Origin of the sequence: Shewanella intestini, from assembly GCF_018221465.1 — a bacterium.
Classification (GTDB): Bacteria; Pseudomonadota; Gammaproteobacteria; order Enterobacterales; family Shewanellaceae; genus Shewanella; species Shewanella intestini.
The window spans coordinates 72,069-87,255 of record NZ_JAAIKR010000015.1; the positions used below are offsets into that span (position 1 = coordinate 72,069).

Sequence of the window (15,187 nt, forward strand, 5' to 3'; positions counted from 1 at the left end):
AGAAAACCAGGCCGTAAAAAAGGTATATGTTAAAAATAATAAATACATCCACAACCACACATTAACATTCAACATAAATGAAAGAAGTGATCCAACAATCAATTGGCAGCTTATTTCAAAGCAATATTAAAGAGTTATGACACTCGTCAACTCGATACAGTAAGGCCTGCATTAGTGTTGGATAACCAATAAGCACATTTAAAGACACAAAAAGGACAAACAATGCCGACAAGTTGCACGTAAATAGAATGGTTTAGTGCGGCGTGCAATCCTAAACAGGCAACGGATAAAAACAAAAAGCCACCTGTTGAACAAACAAGTGGCTTGATTATTTATGCTGAGCAATCACGCAATGCGAATAGACCTAGCGATTAGCGCTTAGGCTGTAATACCGCTATGGCGTAGTAATGCATCGGTGTTTGGCTCGCGCCCCATAAAGCGTTTAAACAATGTCATAGGCTCTTCACTGCCACCCATTTCTAACACATGCTTTAAGAAACTCTGCCCAGTTTGTGGATTAAAAATTCCTTCGTCTTCAAAACGAGAAAATGCATCGGCCGACAGCACTTCTGCCCACTTGTAGCTGTAATAACCCGCAGCATAACCACCAGCAAAAATATGCGCAAAACCGTGTTGGAAACGGTTAAAACTTGGTGGCGTGAGTACTGCTATTTGACTACGCACTTCATCTAAAATACCTTGAACATCAGCGCCTTTAGCTGGGTCAAATTCATGATGCATTCTAAAATCAAACAGTGAAAACTCAAGCTGGCGCAGCATCATCATGCCTGATTGGAAATTTTTTGCTGCCAACATTTTATCTAACAAGGCTTTGGGCAATGGCTCACCGGTTTCAAAGTGGCCTGAGATTTCAGCTAAAGCTTCTTCTTGCCAGCACCAGTTTTCCATAAATTGACTTGGTAGCTCTACGGCATCCCAAGGCACACCGCTAATACCTGACACACCGCCAACGTCCACTTTAGTTAACATGTGGTGAATACCATGGCCAAACTCGTGGAATAAGGTGGTTACTTCATCATGGGTAAACAACGCAGGTTTACCATCAACTGGGCCATTGAAATTACAGGTTAAGTAAGCCACCGGTTGTTGTAACCCTGTTGAAGTAACTCGGCGACTACGGCATTCATCCATCCATGCCCCGCCGCGTTTACCTGTGCGGGCATAAAGGTCTAAATAAAAGCGTCCGCGCGGCACATTGTCGGCATCAAATATCTGGAAAAAGCGCACATCGTCATGCCAAGTGTCAAAGCCACGTTCTTCTTCAATACGCAGGCCAAATAATCGCTTAACGGTATAAAACAAACCTGATAATACTTTTTCTTCAGGGAAATAAGGACGTAAGATTTCTTGTGACACTTCATATTTATGTTGCTGAAGTTTTTCAGCATAAAAACTGAGATCCCATGAGGCCATGTCATCGACATCAAAGTGGGTTTTAGCATAGTTTTTTAATTCGGCTAACTCGGCTTTCGCTTGCGCTTTAGAGCGTTGGCCTAACTCGTTTAAAAAACCTAACACTTGCGCTGGATTTTCTGCCATTTTGGTTGCCAATGACTTATCGGCATAGCTATCAAAGCCTAAAAGATTAGCAAGTTCATGACGCAGTGCGACAATTTCATTCATGTAATCGCTGTTATCAAATTCACCGGCATTTGGGCCTTGGTCTGACGCACGAGTCACAAATGCGCGGTAGCATTCTTCACGCAATGGACGATTTTCGCTGTAGGTCATGACAGGCAGATACGACGGGAAGTCTAACGTAAATAGCCAACCGGTCTGTTCTTTAGCCTCTGCCATGGCTTTTGCCGCCGCAATAGCAGACTCAGGTAAACCGGCAAGTTCCGCCTCATCAGTAATGAGCTTGCTCCAAGCTTGAGTTGCATCAAGTAACTGGTTTGAAAAACCACTCGTGAGTTCAGATAAACGTTTAACGATTTCACCATAGCGCTGCTGTTGCTTGTCATCTAATCCAATGCCGGAGAGCTCAAAGTCGCGTAGACTTTGCGTAATGACCATTTTTTGTGCTTGAGTTAACGAGGAATATTCAGGAGATTGTGCAATAGATTTAAATGCTTGGTACAAGCCCTGATGTTGACCGACAAAAGTGCCGTAGTCAGACAATAGTGGCAAACAAGCGTCATGGGCTTCACGCCATTGTTCATTACTGACCACTGCATTCATATGTGAAATTGGCGACCAGATTTTACTGAGCACGTCGTCAACATCATCAAGCGGCGCAATTAAGTTATCCCATGTGTAGTGGCTATTTTCAGCCAACAGCGTTTCAATGCTTTGACGGCAGTCGGCTATTGCTTTGTCAACCGCAGGAAGAATATGTTCAGGTTTAATCTGTGAAAACAACGGTAATTCGCTACCACTTAGCAATGGGTTAGTCATTTTGATTCCTTGGGTGAATGCGCTTTTATAGACATAGAAATAGGGGTGTTTGTGTCACTTTTCAATCCTAACAGCATAAATAGCCCTAAATTAACGCTTCGATGCTAACAATCGTGTCTATTTCAGCAGGCACAAGCCGTTACTGGCAGTCCTTAGTGGCTAGGCTACACTTGAACACGCAAAAATAACTATCTGTTTAGCTTGCATATCCCAGTGAGGGCGGTAGCGGCTAAAAAATTAACGTTATTTGCTTAACACAATGACAAAGGGTGTCGTTGGTAAGCCGGCACAAAGCGGGCTTAAATGAAGCAAGGAGTGCTTATGTTTATTAGTAGAGTCGTCATCTTAGCCAGCCTTTGGTTATCAGTATCACTGTGGGCTAATGACTATAGCCAGTTAACCGCAACCTCATCAAATGATGCGCAAAAACAACAAAAAACATTACCACTTGGTACTGCGACAGACGAGCACGGCAATGTGCTTGTGATCCCTGAAACAGAGCAAAGTGACTTGGAGTTTAATCCACAGCAATATTTAGCGTCCCCTCAGCGAGGGCGGACTAACACAACAACCCGCACCAAAAAGTCTATAACGCCAACATCACGTGTCGCCGACAACCCAAGTTGCCGCTGGCTCAATCAACGCATTGATTATTTAACGGCCGCGATACCTAGCGCGAACCAACGAGACGTAAACCATTATCAAACTGAATTAACCGTGCGTGAGCAAGAATTTAATTGCATGAAATGTGATGCCAAAGGGCCGTCTCAAGCCGACCATGCCCGCTGTCAGTATCGGCGTTAACTTATCTGTGAAATGTTAGGCGAAGAGTCTAGCTTGATAGCAGATAGATCCCTACAATGAGGATAATTTTGAATACACACAGTTTTTAAAGACCAATGTTTTAATAGCGGAGATGAACATGGCTCAACATTTTGATTATATCGCCCTTGGCGCAGGCAGCGGCGGCATTGCATCAGCAAACCGAGCAGCAATGCGCGGTGCAAAAGTTTTAATTATTGAAGCGCAACATGTCGGTGGCACCTGCGTTAACGTGGGTTGTGTACCGAAAAAAGTCATGTGGTATGGCGCTCATGTTGCTGAAGCCATGAAGCTATACGCTAAAGATTATGGTTTTGACGTTACCATTAATCAATTCGACTGGAATACATTAGTTAATAACCGTGAAGCCTATATTGAGCGTATTCACCAAGCTTATGGCCGTGGTTTTGCCAGCAATAACGTTACCCTAATTAACGGTTTTGGTCAGTTTGTTAATAACAACACCATTGAGGTGAATGGTGAACAATACACCGCTGACCACATATTAGTGGCAACAGGTGGCGCACCGACTCTTCCAGACATTCCTGGTGCAGAGTATGGTATTGATTCAAATGGCTTCTTTGAGCTACGTGAACAACCTAAACGTGTTGCCGTAGTGGGCGCAGGTTACATTGCGGTTGAGCTTGCAGGTGTATTACACGCACTGGGCAGTGACACCCATTTATTAGTACGTAAACATGCGCCACTACGTAATTTTGATCCCATGTTAACCGATGCCTTAGTTGAAGCCATGGCCACCGACGGCCCGACACTTCACCCCCAAAGCACGCCTAAGCAAGTCGTGAAAAATGCTGACAATAGCTTAACTGTTGAATTAGAAAACGGTCAGAGCCTAACCGTGGACACCCTTATTTGGGCAATTGGGCGCTCACCTGCTACAGGCAATATTGGTCTAGAAAACACCGATGTCACCTTAGATAACAAAGGCTATGTCATTACTGACGAGCAGCAAAACACCACCGCAAAAGGCATTTATTGTGTCGGTGATATTATGCAAGGCGGCGTTGAGTTAACCCCTGTTGCAGTTAAAGCTGGTCGATTATTGTCAGAGCGTTTATTTGGTGACATGCCTGATGCCAAAATGGATTACAGCTTAATTCCAACCGTGGTATTTAGCCACCCGGCGATTGGCACAATGGGGTTAACTGAACCAGAAGCTGTTGCTCAATACGGCGAAGCTAACGTGAAAGTATATACCTCTGGATTCACCTCAATGTATACCGCGGTTACGGCGCATCGCCAAGCCTGCAAAATGAAGTTAATTTGCGCTGGTGACAACGAAGTGGTTGTGGGTATTCACGGCATTGGCTTTGGTATGGATGAAATCTTACAAGGCTTTGGTGTGGCAATGAAAATGGGGGCGACAAAAGCGCAGTTTGACGCCGTAGTGGCCATTCATCCAACCGGTGCAGAGGAATTTGTTACGTTAAGATAATTGACGTAAATGCCTGAGCACATATTTGATATTTGAAACGGGTGACATGCTAAATGTCACCCGTTTTTTTAATGATATTAGCTGCCATTTTGAATACAAAAAAGAGCGCCACAATACATTGTGATGCTCTTTTTCGATTCGTTGATTGAGTATGGCCGTTATTGCAAAGAAACTCTGCGAGCATAGCGTTGCTCAAAGCTAAATGCGCTCATTTTCATCGTGTTAAAGGAATCAATCCAGCCCATCACCATCGGTACTAATGTCCAGCTAAACAGTAAATATAACCAACCTTTTGAATGTTGGCCTAAATAGAACTTATGTGCACCAAACACCCCTAACACCACGCCAAACCACACGGCAAGCTTTTGATTGCGATTACGGATGTGAGGGTCCATTCCTGAAAGAGCATCCAGGCCAATTGCCGTATCACATTCAGTACAAGTGCAAGACGAGGTGTGGATATGATGGCTACATTGTGGGCATGTTTGTGTGTGCATTTATACTCCAACAGTCAATTCTTTAATTCACTCATTATGTGTACAGCTGTAGTATGAATACTATAAATCTGGTTCACAAAATGAAAATAAACATCACCTGGTAACACGCCACTTTCTTGCAAAAAAAATTAATTGGTAAGCAAAAGCTGTTATTTTTATTGCATTTTGATAACATCCCCTGCTGAGGACGACCTCAACAATAATGAGCAAGTATTATTATTGCCTACACACGGGGACGGCCCCTTCTGCCACATCAGATAGGAGCCTTTTATGCCTCGTTTATTGCGTTTTTACCTGCGCTTATTACCGCTAATATTCACCAGCTTAATGTTGGTATCGCCTTCTTTGAATGCCACTTCAGGACATTCCCATCATCTTGAGGTTTCATCACCTTTAGAGCATAGTCACGTTAACGTTTCTCCCGCGTTACCGAAAAGCGTTGGCTTACATGGTATGTTATTATTTGGCAGTAAAGATGCCATTTTTGCCTCACACTTACCCATGTTTCACCCACCTCATAATGCCCAAGTGGTTTTTGAACTAACATTTAACGATACCCATATTCAACAACGTATACAGCAGCAATTTGCAACGTTATCAGCGACCCCGATTTGGACAATTGTGCCGCAGCCATTTGACCTTGCAAGATTAGCCCCTAATGCAGAAAAGCCATTAACCCAATTAACGGTCGATATTTTTGAAGGCCACTTTGAGCGTGGAGGTAAGCGGATTTATCAGCATGCTGTTATTGAGGTAAAACACATGCTGTTGTTTAACCCATTGTCGATAGAAACCAAACAACCAGCTAAAACATTTGCCACATATATCGCTATTGGACAGCAAAATAATGATGAGACGCAGTTCTTAATCAAACTGTTATCGACCAGACCCGATGCAGATCAACTAATCAAACTCTCTCATATTCGCTCTGCTTTGCCCTCAACATTTACCTTACCGCTACACGGCCAATTGTCTGCGCCGGTTGAGCAAATTCAGCAGCACATAAATGAGCAAGCCCCACAGGTTATCGCAACCCCACTGTATTTAGAAATAAATGAGTTACGCTAATGGCAATGAATATTTTGGTATTACAGCATCATCACGCTGAAGGCCCAGGGCGCATTACACACTGGGCAAAACAACATGCAATTACGTTAACAGTGGTCATGGCTGAGCCCTTTTTTAATGCATCCATTGCCGATGCTCAGGCGCTTACTTCACCACAAACTAGCATTGCGGCGTTGACAACAAGCTTGCAATCATTTGATGCGATAATTGTGTTAGGTGGGCCGATGCATGTTGGAGCTGGGGATAAGTGGTTGCAGTATGAACGGCAATTTATTGGTCTGGCTTTAGCGAGCAACGTGCCCATATTAGGCATTTGTCTTGGGGCGCAGTTATTGGCCGCAGAGTTAGGCGCGAAGATAAGCCCGCTTGAACAAGCAGAGCTTGGTTGGCAGCAGATTACGTTTCATACCAATAATGATAATCAACCTTCAGGCACATCAACACTGTTGGTATTACAGTGGCATGAACAGGGGTTTTACTTTAATGATAATCACATCACGATTGAGGCTAGCTCTTCATTATGTGAGCAACAAATATTCAGTGGTAAACGCTTTTTAGGGCTGCAATTTCACCCTGAATGGGACTTAGTTCAAATAGGAAAATTAAAACAAGCCTTTGGCACTGCTTGTCCATTTGATTTAATGTCTAAAGCAAGCGCGCAGGCCGAAATAGAAGAGTGGTTTTTTCAGCGGTTAAGCCAATTGTTTTTGCAGTAAGGGGTTGAGGGGGAACGCTCAGGATTATACCTAGACACTGACATGTGCACTTTGAGCGCAATGAGTCAACGTCCACTCACCCGCCAAGCTAATTGACTGAGTTTGCATTTGCGTTAAACGCGCAAGCATCGCGGTCACTGTTAACGGGTATTGATTTCCCTCTATGCTATGCCAAATAATCGAACCGCTAACAGCAAGGCCCGATGTAGCAAGAGCCGCCTTTAAAATCGACCAGCGACGTTTATTCATTGAAATATCCATCCCATCTTTCTAGACGACCGTTCTATTAAATCGATTTCAATGCAATAATCGCTCTATGACGACGCATATTCTTGCTCATCAATGCAGCATTCATCTTGCAAGAAATCAATAACGGTTTGCAGCTGGTCATATTCCGCCACACAATATAATGTGCGCCCTTCACGTCGTTGGGATAACAAACCTGCCGATGACAAACTACTGATATGATGTGACAAGGTGGAGCCTGGTATCGCGAGTTTTTCTTGTAACCCTCCCACAGGAATGCCTTTTTTACCCGCACGAACAATTGATTTGTAAATCGATAAGCGTGTTGGGTGCCCCAACTCTTTTAATGCTTTAGCAACGCCATCAGTGTCCATATTATTCCCCTAAGGTTAATCTATATTTCGATATTACTGGAATGATATTGCGCTGTACAAGCTTTATGAATAACCATTCGATTAAGATGACTCTTCACACAAGGCTTTACCGGCTGCGTAACAACTGGGTTGACGCGGACAAACAGCACCTCGAGAACATATCACTCTTGCGTCATTTTCTATGCCGCGCTCAATCCAGTTAATATTAAGAATGTTAGCCACTGTGGTTAGGTCATGTTTAATGGCACTTGGGATCACCGCTGAACCGCCATTAGACACACAGGCTTGCTTTAAGTCACTGGCAATACTTTGGGCATTTTTACCTTGCGCTTCAATAGCCGGATTTAAATCTATTCCAGCGCACAACACATGTGGATTCCCCGCTGAATCGTCAACTTTAATTGACTCACAGCAATATATTCTGGGTTCATTACCGACGTTTAAAATTGAAATTTGCGCCGATGACCCTACAAGGGGTTCGTTAATCACCCAAAATACCGCCCAGTGCTGACAAGGGTCTTGCACCAAACGCATATTCCCCCAAGGCAAGGGGATACCATTACCACGATAAACCGCTTTTAACTTCCCTGGTGCATAGGCATCAAAATAATGCCAATGTCGGTACGGCGACACCACGGTCATTCGCCGCATGGCTACAGATGCCGACACTTGCAACTGTTGGTGCACATTAATTTCATAACCATATTGATCCAGTAACTGCCTAAAAGGCACTTTAGGACACAGCAATGCACCTGCAAAAAAGCTGGATTCAAAGTCACGCCAAGCATGCAAAATATCTTGGGCGTTTAAGGTGTTAGATTGCATTGTGTCGTCGGTTTCTTCACGACTACCCGACATCATCACACTTTTAAGGCCGTCCTTATTGTGTAACACGCAATGACCAATGTGCACGGCCAAATCATATTTGAGTCGATGCGGACGTTGTTTGAGTAACTTGTTAATGTAAATGCTATTGGGTGGCTCAAAAAAGGAGGTAGTGAGTTGTTGTGAATCTTGGCCGGTACTGTCTTGTATCGTTTGCGGGGTTTTGTCTATCCACTTAATTTTTAAGCCCATGCCTTTGGCAATATCAAGCATATCGTCAACCGACAATGGCATGCGCTTTTTACCAATGTCTTCTGCTGCTCGTTCAAGGTCGGGGAAATGATTTTGATGGTGTTCTTGATGAGCACGGATGAGCAAGTGAGCAAACTGCCGCCCAGAAGTGCCTGTTTGTGACAACATTTCTGGTATGGCAATTTGTAAAATGTCATTAGAAAAAAGAAAACTGGGCTCAAGTGGCATCCCGCTCACGCCACCACGGCGACCTTTTTCGGGAGTAATGGCTTGCTCTTCGGGAATATCATCCAAAAACCATTCAACCTCTTTTTGAAATACCGCAGCAATAACGGCCAGCATGCCTGCGCTTGGCACCCGTTTGCCACGTTCGATCATTGATAAGTATGACACCGAAGGCGCGTTGCCTGAGTCCACACGAATACATCTGGCGGATAAATCTTCCATGGTGAGATTATTGCGTTTACGCAAGTTTCGAATCTTAGTACCAAGGAAGTGTGTCTTTCGCATTAAGCTTTTTTCACTGCGCATTTTGTAAAATTCACATTGTAAAATTTTTATTGTGAAATTGTAATCAAAAATACACTAGACTACAAATTAAGCAATCAGAGACAACATTTGCGGTGAATGTAATCATCAATGCACATGGTCTTAGCGCTGCTATCTATGCACAACGTAATGCAATTAATCAGCATCGTGGCTCACGATAATTTTGAAAGAGAAGAGGATAAGGTTATGAATATGTCAACTCAGCACAGCCCAACAGTCACTCACAACCTTAGCAACTTCATTGAAGAGCAAATGGTTGCGTGTACGAACCAAACAGACCGAAGTGCTAATGCCAAGGTCTTTTTAGATAACAATTTTCCACTGACTAATGGCTCACATGCAGACGTAAGCAGTTATGTGATTTATTACACTCATTTGTTGGCTTTCATGGAAGATGGCAGCCAATGTGGTTTGCAAAATCCGTGTCAATTTGTGGCATTAACTGGCCATAAAAGTGACCCGACTAGCGTGGTGTTAAAAAACAATGACACGCATGTGGAAATTTGTTTCGACCGCAACGGTAATATTGGCCAAACAGATGCAGCCAATATTGACGACATTCAAGTCGCTCTGCCAATCAAAAACTTACCGACCCCTTATAAACATTGGGTGAGCCTGTTGCAAACAAACCGCGTACCGACAAAAGGCAATGGCAAAGCATTTACAGCAAAAGATGGTAGCGATTACGCAATTAATCAATCGCATAAATAGACTCTATATACGGGTTTATATCATAAAAAAATCGCGTTGTGTTTAAGCACAACCCGGTTTTTTTATGCACTTACCGCACTGCCACATTGGCACTCTTGGCTTAACAATACCATCATCCCAAAGTAGCGAAAATAGTCAGTCTGCCACCGTAATCCACGAAAAACACTTATAAAATCATATTGATATATAACAGATACGATTAATTAATATCATGTTGACGCTCCTCGCCAGTCATTTCTTACATATAATTCGACATTTTTAGAAATATTTATTGACTCAACTCTTCATCGCGTTATGATGGCACTACTTTTTATTTCGAACATTATAGAAATAATAACTTAATTGATGAAGGTCATGATCATGAGTCCAGAAATAATCGGCATGGCGAAAGAAACCGCCCATATGTTTGTTTTCTTAGCGGCAGAGCTAATCACATTATTTATTGTTATCAGTTACGCTGTTGGCATTTTGCAGGAATATATCCCACCTGAAAAAATTCAGTCCATTTTGAGTTCTAAAAAAGGTAAGGGTTACATTATTGCTGCCTTACTGGGCGCAATAACGCCATTTTGTTCTTGTTCAACCATCCCGTTTTTAAAAGGATTATTGCGCGCTAAAGCAGGGTTTGGCCCAATGATGGTGTTCTTATTCTCAAGCCCATTGCTAAATCCAATCATTATTGGCTTATTTGTGGTCACTTTTGGCATTAACGTCGCTGTGTTCTACTTTTTAGTGGCTGTTGTTGTCGCTGTGACTGCTGGCTACGTGCTAGAAAAATTGGGTTTTGAACGTTACGTAAAACCTGAGGCCTATGAAGCAATGACGACCAGCTCTTGTGGTTCAAGTTGTGGTGAGGGCACGCCTGCACCAAAAACAAGCTGTTGTGGTGAAACAAAAGCACCTGAGCCTGCAACAAGCTGTTGTGACAAGACACCAGTAAAAGCTGAAGATAACCGTTGGATGCGTGTTTGGCGTTCAACTTGGACAGACTTTAAACAAGTGTTTCCTTATTTATTAATTGGTTTACTGCTTGGCTCTGTCATCTATGGGTTTATACCAACAGACATGATTGCTCACTACGCTGGTGCAGGTACGTGGTATGCAATACCTATTGCTGCCGTTATTGGTATTCCGCTTTATATTCGTGCAGAAGCGGTTATCCCATTGAGTTCAGCATTGGTTGCTAAAGGCATGGCGCTTGGTCCAGTGATGGCATTAATTATCGGCAGTGCAGGTGCAAGCTTAACGGAAGTGATTTTATTAAAGTCTATCTTTAAAAACCAAATGATTGCCGCATTTTTAACCGTTATTTTAAGCATGGCTGTGGGTGCAGGTTATTTATATAGCTACATATTTGCTTAAGTATATACAAGTGCTTATCGGGGTTTATGGTCCCATTACTTAACTTTAGGTAATGGGTTATAACCCTTTTCAATACAACCGGCATGTTGTTAGTGCAAATTTGCAGTCCATACACAACAAATCTCTTACTCTCATTCAGTCTCCCCCACCTTTTAACACATCTGGTTTTAGCGCCACGTTGTATCAACATTACATTTTGTATCGTTGTGGTATCAATATTATTAATCGCTAAATTAAGCCATTCTCTATGTTAACCCCCTCACTTCATTGAAGGGAAAGTAGACAATTCTGATCCGTTTTGTGCACTAACACTCACTTCCACTAAATGACAATCAATATCATTTGTCTTTAGCATTAATTCTCATTAACATCTCGCCAAGATTAACATCGAAGCAACAAACATCTCCGTCATTCACTTAACAAAAGTTGACCCTATGAAGTATTCAATTTTAACAGTGGCAGTGCTCAGCGCCCTATCGTTCACCACCCAAGCACAAACAATTACCAGTCAATCAACCGCTTCTACAGATAATGAAGTCGAAGTGATTCAAGTTAGAGGCGTACGCCAAAAGCTGCAACAAGATGGTCGACTGAAAGATGTTATCCAAAAAACAGAAGTGCTTGATGAACTCATGATCAAGAACAAAAATGCATTAAGTTTAACCCAAGCCATTAACAATGAACCAGGTATTAACGTGTCAGATGAATGTTCAATGTGTGGTGTAAAACGCATTATGTTGAATGGCATGAAAGGTGAGCACACCACCATTTTGGTGGATGGCTTACCCACTCACACAATGATTTCTGGTTATTATGCCGTTGATGCCGTGCCAACCACAGGAGTGGATCGAATAGAAACAGCCCGTGGTGCTGGTGCATCGTTGATTGCCCCCGAAGCGATTGGTGGCACCGTAAACATTGTGACCAAACAAGCTTATGAAAACCAAGCGACAGTCGACGTTTCAAAAGGGGCTCACGGTGTTGAAGCACTAAAAGGGATGGCCACAGGGGTGTCAGAAGATGGTAGAACAGGTCTCACACTCGTCGGTCAATATGACAAAAAAGAACAAGAAGATCTTGATGACAATGGCGTAAGTGAATCGCCATTCCAAGAAAACTTTAACTTAAGTGCATTGGTCAGCCACGATTTAAATGATACAAATAATCTTCATATTCGTGTTGCAAAGCTGCGAAGTGAGATTTTTGGCGGCCCTGTTATTGGTGATACTGTTGGGTCAATTCAAGAAGCCATTTCTAGTTATGACGGCGTTGATTCAGATAAACTATTTGAAGGAAACAACGTCAATAATCGTTATATTGGCAAAGCATGGGAAACCACTGAGTGGATTGAAACTAACCGCGAAGAAGCTTACATAAAATGGTTAACAGAGCTATCTGCTTATACCACGTCTGAGTTTTCAGTTAGTTATGCTAAACATGACCAAGATTCATTTTATGAAGGCATTGATTATCGCGCTAAAGACACCATGCTATATGGCCGCGCTAAATTTGATACTGAATTAAATGACAACCACTTTTTATCCTATGGTGCAGATTTTCGCACCGAAGAAATGCGCTCACACACTCAAGCATTACAAAATGTGCCCGACTATGTCAGCGATTCATTTGATTACGATGTCAAAGGCCTGTTTGTTCAAGATACATGGACACCAATTGACGACATCGAAATTGCCATGGCATTACGGGTTGACAAAATTACCGCTGATTTCATTGACGAGAAAAAACCAGGCGTAGAAATTGACAAAACCTTTGTCGCTCCCCGCATTGATATGCGTTATTTCCATAGCGACACATTAACGTCTCGTCTTTCTGTTGGTCGAGGCTACCGCGCGCCCTTATCGTTCTTTGAAACCGACCACGGTATTTTAGATTCAGCAAATGGTTACTTGATTGAAGTTGATTCATTAGAAGACTCGGTATCAGCAAACTATGCACTTAGTTATGATGCTGACGACCTTACCAGCACCTTCTCTATTGCTCATTCCAATGTGAAAAATCTTGCCTCATTGCATGAAAATGAAGACGGAGTCCCGGTCTTAAGTCAATTAGAAGATGATGCTTCGGTTACTACCGTTGATTTAGTTGCAGGTTATAGCTTATCCGATAACCTAACCATTAACGGCAGTGTTGAATACTATGACTACAATGATGTATTTCGTTCTTCATATACCATTGCTCCGGTTGAAACTCGAGCGGGTATTGAGGTTGAATGGAAAACGGATGACTACACCATTTTTTGGAACACAACCTGGTTCGGCAGCCGTGATTTAACCGATTACGGATATGAAGGTTATGATATCAAAGGCGACCTATCATCACTTAAAACACAAAACGCCCCTGCGTTTTCAGTTTCTGATATTAAGGTTCAATACAACATAACAGGCCAAATTAAAGTGTATGGCGGGCTATCGAACATCTTCGATTACACCCAAATTGGCAACGGTGACTCGCCATTATTTTATGACCAAGATGGTAACTACGATGTCGCTTACATATACGGCCCACTTCATGGTAGAGAATTATATGTTGGCATTGAAGGCTCACTTTAAAAGGGGTTTGCTACTGGCAACGTTAGTTGTCAGTAGCCAGCTAAGTGCACAATCGCATACCAATGCGATGTCGGTAGAAAACATTACGTTGAAAAATCTTCGTACTAGTGAGTTAAGCGTTGCTTATCAAGATAATAAACCAACGGTACTGATGATTTTTCAACCGGGTTGCCCATGGTGCAAAAAACAAGGGCATATCATTGAAAAACTGCAACAAGCGTGTGGTGACAAGATACACTTCAACCTTGTGGGTGATAATGGTTCAAAGCAACAACTAAAGCGAGAATTGCGTCACTTCTCTAAGCAGTTGGAGTCATTACAAAGTAGCAATTTGTTTATTCGCCAAAGTGGAGGAGTAAAAGGTTACCCAACGACGTTAGTGATCGACAACCAAGGGCATATTGTAGCTAAACACCGAGGTTTCACCTCACAAAAGCTCTTACGCAGGCTCACCAATGAACTGAGTCATGGTGAATGTACTATTTAGAATAATAAGCAACATATTGGCGTTAACTTGTATCGTTACTCCCTACAAAACAAGTTAACGCCGACCTACTTTACTGACACGCCCAAATTCTCCGCACCACGACAACGACACCTGATAAAAATGATGGAATGTATCGGGATATACACAAAGGCGTAACCCACTTTTCTTCTTTGATAAATCTGGGCATTTCTGGAAGTATGCATTTGTCCCTTGAATTGTGATTCTAACGTCTTACTCCAAAGCGGTGTATAAATTAGCTGTTGTTAGCCAAGATAAGGCTTTGGCCTATGACTTTTTTCCAACAAAAAACGTTATCTGTGCTGACCTAATGAAACAATATGCAAGAGTTCGAAAAAGACAGAGAGTCGCTAGCGCAAAGACAGGGGTTCTTAGATTAATTCAGTTATATACGGGTTATTACCTCTCAACACATTCTGGTCGTTCTTCATCTTCATATCGCGGGGGCTATCACGACTGTTTTGGTCATGGAGCATGGTCTGGTTACGGTTCTCGTTACTCTTTAGGTTACAGTAAGACATATGACTATCGCTTCATCGCAGATGAGCTAAAAATATGCTAGATATTGCCTTTGATCCAACGGCAACAATAGAAAGCATAGAGGGCGCATTAATACATAATGGTTGCAAAGTACCGTAAAAATGGCCATAACAGTAGACTCTGGGACCTGATGAAGTTCAAGCTTTAGCTCTAATGAGAGAGTAGCCAATATTAGTTAACCACAACAGGGCGTTAGGTATATAAGATGAGCACGCATCGAACGATTTCATTATCAGAATACGTAAAAAAACGTAATGGTGTAGCCCTAGGCGCGCC

At 42.6% G+C, this 15,187-nt stretch carries 13 protein-coding genes; 8 read left to right on the plus strand and 5 right to left on the minus strand.

Annotation, left to right across the window (positions count from 1 at the left end):
• Nucleotides 1–378 precede the first annotated feature (378 nt).
• A complete protein-coding gene (prlC, locus tag G3R48_RS14080; RefSeq protein ID WP_153665671.1) occupies nucleotides 379–2,418 on the minus strand; it encodes an oligopeptidase A in 2,040 nt (679 codons plus the stop codon).
• Nucleotides 2,419–2,739: 321 nt separating this feature from the next.
• On the opposite strand from prlC, the gene G3R48_RS14085 reads away from it, so the two are divergent.
• Together G3R48_RS14085 and gorA are read left to right on the plus strand one after the other, a co-directional pair.
• Nucleotides 2,740–3,222, plus strand: a complete 483-nt coding sequence (locus G3R48_RS14085; RefSeq protein ID WP_153665673.1) for a hypothetical protein — start codon at nucleotides 2,740–2,742, stop codon at nucleotides 3,220–3,222.
• Between the two features lie 118 nt (nucleotides 3,223–3,340).
• Nucleotides 3,341–4,696, plus strand: coding sequence for a glutathione-disulfide reductase (gene gorA / locus G3R48_RS14090; RefSeq protein WP_153665675.1), 1,356 nt, complete (start codon nucleotides 3,341–3,343; stop codon nucleotides 4,694–4,696).
• A gap of 158 nt (nucleotides 4,697–4,854) precedes the next feature.
• Here gorA and G3R48_RS14095 read toward each other — a convergent pair whose 3' ends face one another.
• The gene (locus G3R48_RS14095; protein ID WP_153665677.1) at nucleotides 4,855–5,193 is read right to left on the minus strand and encodes a TM2 domain-containing protein; all 339 of its coding nucleotides are present in this window, start codon (nucleotides 5,191–5,193) and stop codon (nucleotides 4,855–4,857) included.
• 270 nt (nucleotides 5,194–5,463) lie between these two features.
• Here G3R48_RS14095 and G3R48_RS14100 point away from each other — a divergent pair, with 270 nt between their 5' ends.
• Both G3R48_RS14100 and G3R48_RS14105 read left to right on the plus strand, forming a co-directional pair.
• Nucleotides 5,464–6,261, plus strand: a complete 798-nt coding sequence (locus tag G3R48_RS14100) for a hypothetical protein (RefSeq protein ID WP_153665679.1) — start codon at nucleotides 5,464–5,466, stop codon at nucleotides 6,259–6,261.
• The gene (locus tag G3R48_RS14105) at nucleotides 6,261–6,977 is read left to right on the plus strand and encodes a type 1 glutamine amidotransferase (protein WP_153665681.1); all 717 of its coding nucleotides are present in this window, start codon (nucleotides 6,261–6,263) and stop codon (nucleotides 6,975–6,977) included. Before G3R48_RS14100 ends, G3R48_RS14105 begins: the two co-directional genes overlap by 1 nt.
• Nucleotides 6,978–7,007: 30 nt before the next feature.
• Here G3R48_RS14105 and G3R48_RS14110 read toward each other — a convergent pair whose 3' ends face one another.
• From G3R48_RS14110 to G3R48_RS14120, 3 genes are all read right to left on the minus strand, one after another.
• Nucleotides 7,008–7,226, minus strand: coding sequence for a hypothetical protein (locus G3R48_RS14110; protein WP_153665683.1), 219 nt, complete (start codon nucleotides 7,224–7,226; stop codon nucleotides 7,008–7,010).
• A gap of 65 nt (nucleotides 7,227–7,291) precedes the next feature.
• Nucleotides 7,292–7,597 carry an ArsR/SmtB family transcription factor gene (locus G3R48_RS14115; RefSeq protein WP_153665685.1) on the minus strand — a complete coding sequence of 102 codons (306 nt, stop codon included), beginning with the start codon at nucleotides 7,595–7,597 and terminating at the stop codon, nucleotides 7,292–7,294.
• Nucleotides 7,598–7,678: 81 nt separating this feature from the next.
• Complete coding sequence (locus tag G3R48_RS14120) at nucleotides 7,679–9,205, minus strand: DUF3612 domain-containing protein (protein WP_153665687.1); 1,527 nt, start codon at nucleotides 9,203–9,205, stop codon at nucleotides 7,679–7,681.
• A 204-nt stretch (nucleotides 9,206–9,409) separates the two neighbouring features.
• On the opposite strand from G3R48_RS14120, the gene G3R48_RS14125 reads away from it, so the two are divergent.
• The 4 genes from G3R48_RS14125 to G3R48_RS14140 all read left to right on the plus strand — a co-directional run bounded on the left by G3R48_RS14125 (nucleotide 9,410) and on the right by G3R48_RS14140 (nucleotide 14,353).
• On the plus strand, nucleotides 9,410–9,934 hold the full coding sequence (locus tag G3R48_RS14125) for an aldolase/citrate lyase/malate synthase family protein (RefSeq protein ID WP_194823911.1): 525 nt from the start codon (nucleotides 9,410–9,412) through the stop codon (nucleotides 9,932–9,934).
• A 360-nt stretch (nucleotides 9,935–10,294) separates the two neighbouring features.
• Nucleotides 10,295–11,296: a permease gene (locus G3R48_RS14130; protein WP_153665691.1), complete on the plus strand. Its 1,002-nt coding sequence runs from the start codon at nucleotides 10,295–10,297 to the stop codon at nucleotides 11,294–11,296.
• Between the two features lie 434 nt (nucleotides 11,297–11,730).
• Nucleotides 11,731–13,866 (plus strand): TonB-dependent receptor plug domain-containing protein, encoded by a 2,136-nt coding sequence (locus G3R48_RS14135; protein WP_153665693.1) that lies wholly within the window; start codon nucleotides 11,731–11,733, stop codon nucleotides 13,864–13,866.
• Nucleotides 13,841–14,353, plus strand: a complete 513-nt coding sequence (locus G3R48_RS14140) for a TlpA family protein disulfide reductase (RefSeq protein ID WP_153665695.1) — start codon at nucleotides 13,841–13,843, stop codon at nucleotides 14,351–14,353. Before G3R48_RS14135 ends, G3R48_RS14140 begins: the two co-directional genes overlap by 26 nt.
• Nucleotides 14,354–15,187: the final 834 nt, after the last annotated feature.

What these genes read in the sequence shown, in the direction of transcription:
- G3R48_RS14105 (WP_153665681.1), top strand. Translation starts at nt 6,261, where the DNA reads ATGGCAATGAATATTTTGGTATTACAGCATCATCACGCTGAAGGCCCA.
- G3R48_RS14140 (WP_153665695.1), top strand. Translation starts at nt 13,841, where the DNA reads ATGTTGGCATTGAAGGCTCACTTTAAAAGGGGTTTGCTACTGGCAACG.
- G3R48_RS14100 (WP_153665679.1), top strand. Translation starts at nt 5,464, where the DNA reads ATGCCTCGTTTATTGCGTTTTTACCTGCGCTTATTACCGCTAATATTC.
- G3R48_RS14130 (WP_153665691.1), top strand. Translation starts at nt 10,295, where the DNA reads ATGAGTCCAGAAATAATCGGCATGGCGAAAGAAACCGCCCATATGTTT.
- G3R48_RS14110 (WP_153665683.1), bottom strand. Translation starts at nt 7,226, where the DNA reads ATGAATAAACGTCGCTGGTCGATTTTAAAGGCGGCTCTTGCTACATCG.
- G3R48_RS14085 (WP_153665673.1), top strand. Translation starts at nt 2,740, where the DNA reads ATGTTTATTAGTAGAGTCGTCATCTTAGCCAGCCTTTGGTTATCAGTA.
- G3R48_RS14135 (WP_153665693.1), top strand. Translation starts at nt 11,731, where the DNA reads ATGAAGTATTCAATTTTAACAGTGGCAGTGCTCAGCGCCCTATCGTTC.
- G3R48_RS14125 (WP_194823911.1), top strand. Translation starts at nt 9,410, where the DNA reads ATGAATATGTCAACTCAGCACAGCCCAACAGTCACTCACAACCTTAGC.
- G3R48_RS14120 (WP_153665687.1), bottom strand. Translation starts at nt 9,205, where the DNA reads ATGCGCAGTGAAAAAAGCTTAATGCGAAAGACACACTTCCTTGGTACT.
- G3R48_RS14095 (WP_153665677.1), bottom strand. Translation starts at nt 5,193, where the DNA reads ATGCACACACAAACATGCCCACAATGTAGCCATCATATCCACACCTCG.
- gorA (WP_153665675.1), top strand. Translation starts at nt 3,341, where the DNA reads ATGGCTCAACATTTTGATTATATCGCCCTTGGCGCAGGCAGCGGCGGC.
- G3R48_RS14115 (WP_153665685.1), bottom strand. Translation starts at nt 7,597, where the DNA reads ATGGACACTGATGGCGTTGCTAAAGCATTAAAAGAGTTGGGGCACCCA.
- prlC (WP_153665671.1), bottom strand. Translation starts at nt 2,418, where the DNA reads ATGACTAACCCATTGCTAAGTGGTAGCGAATTACCGTTGTTTTCACAG.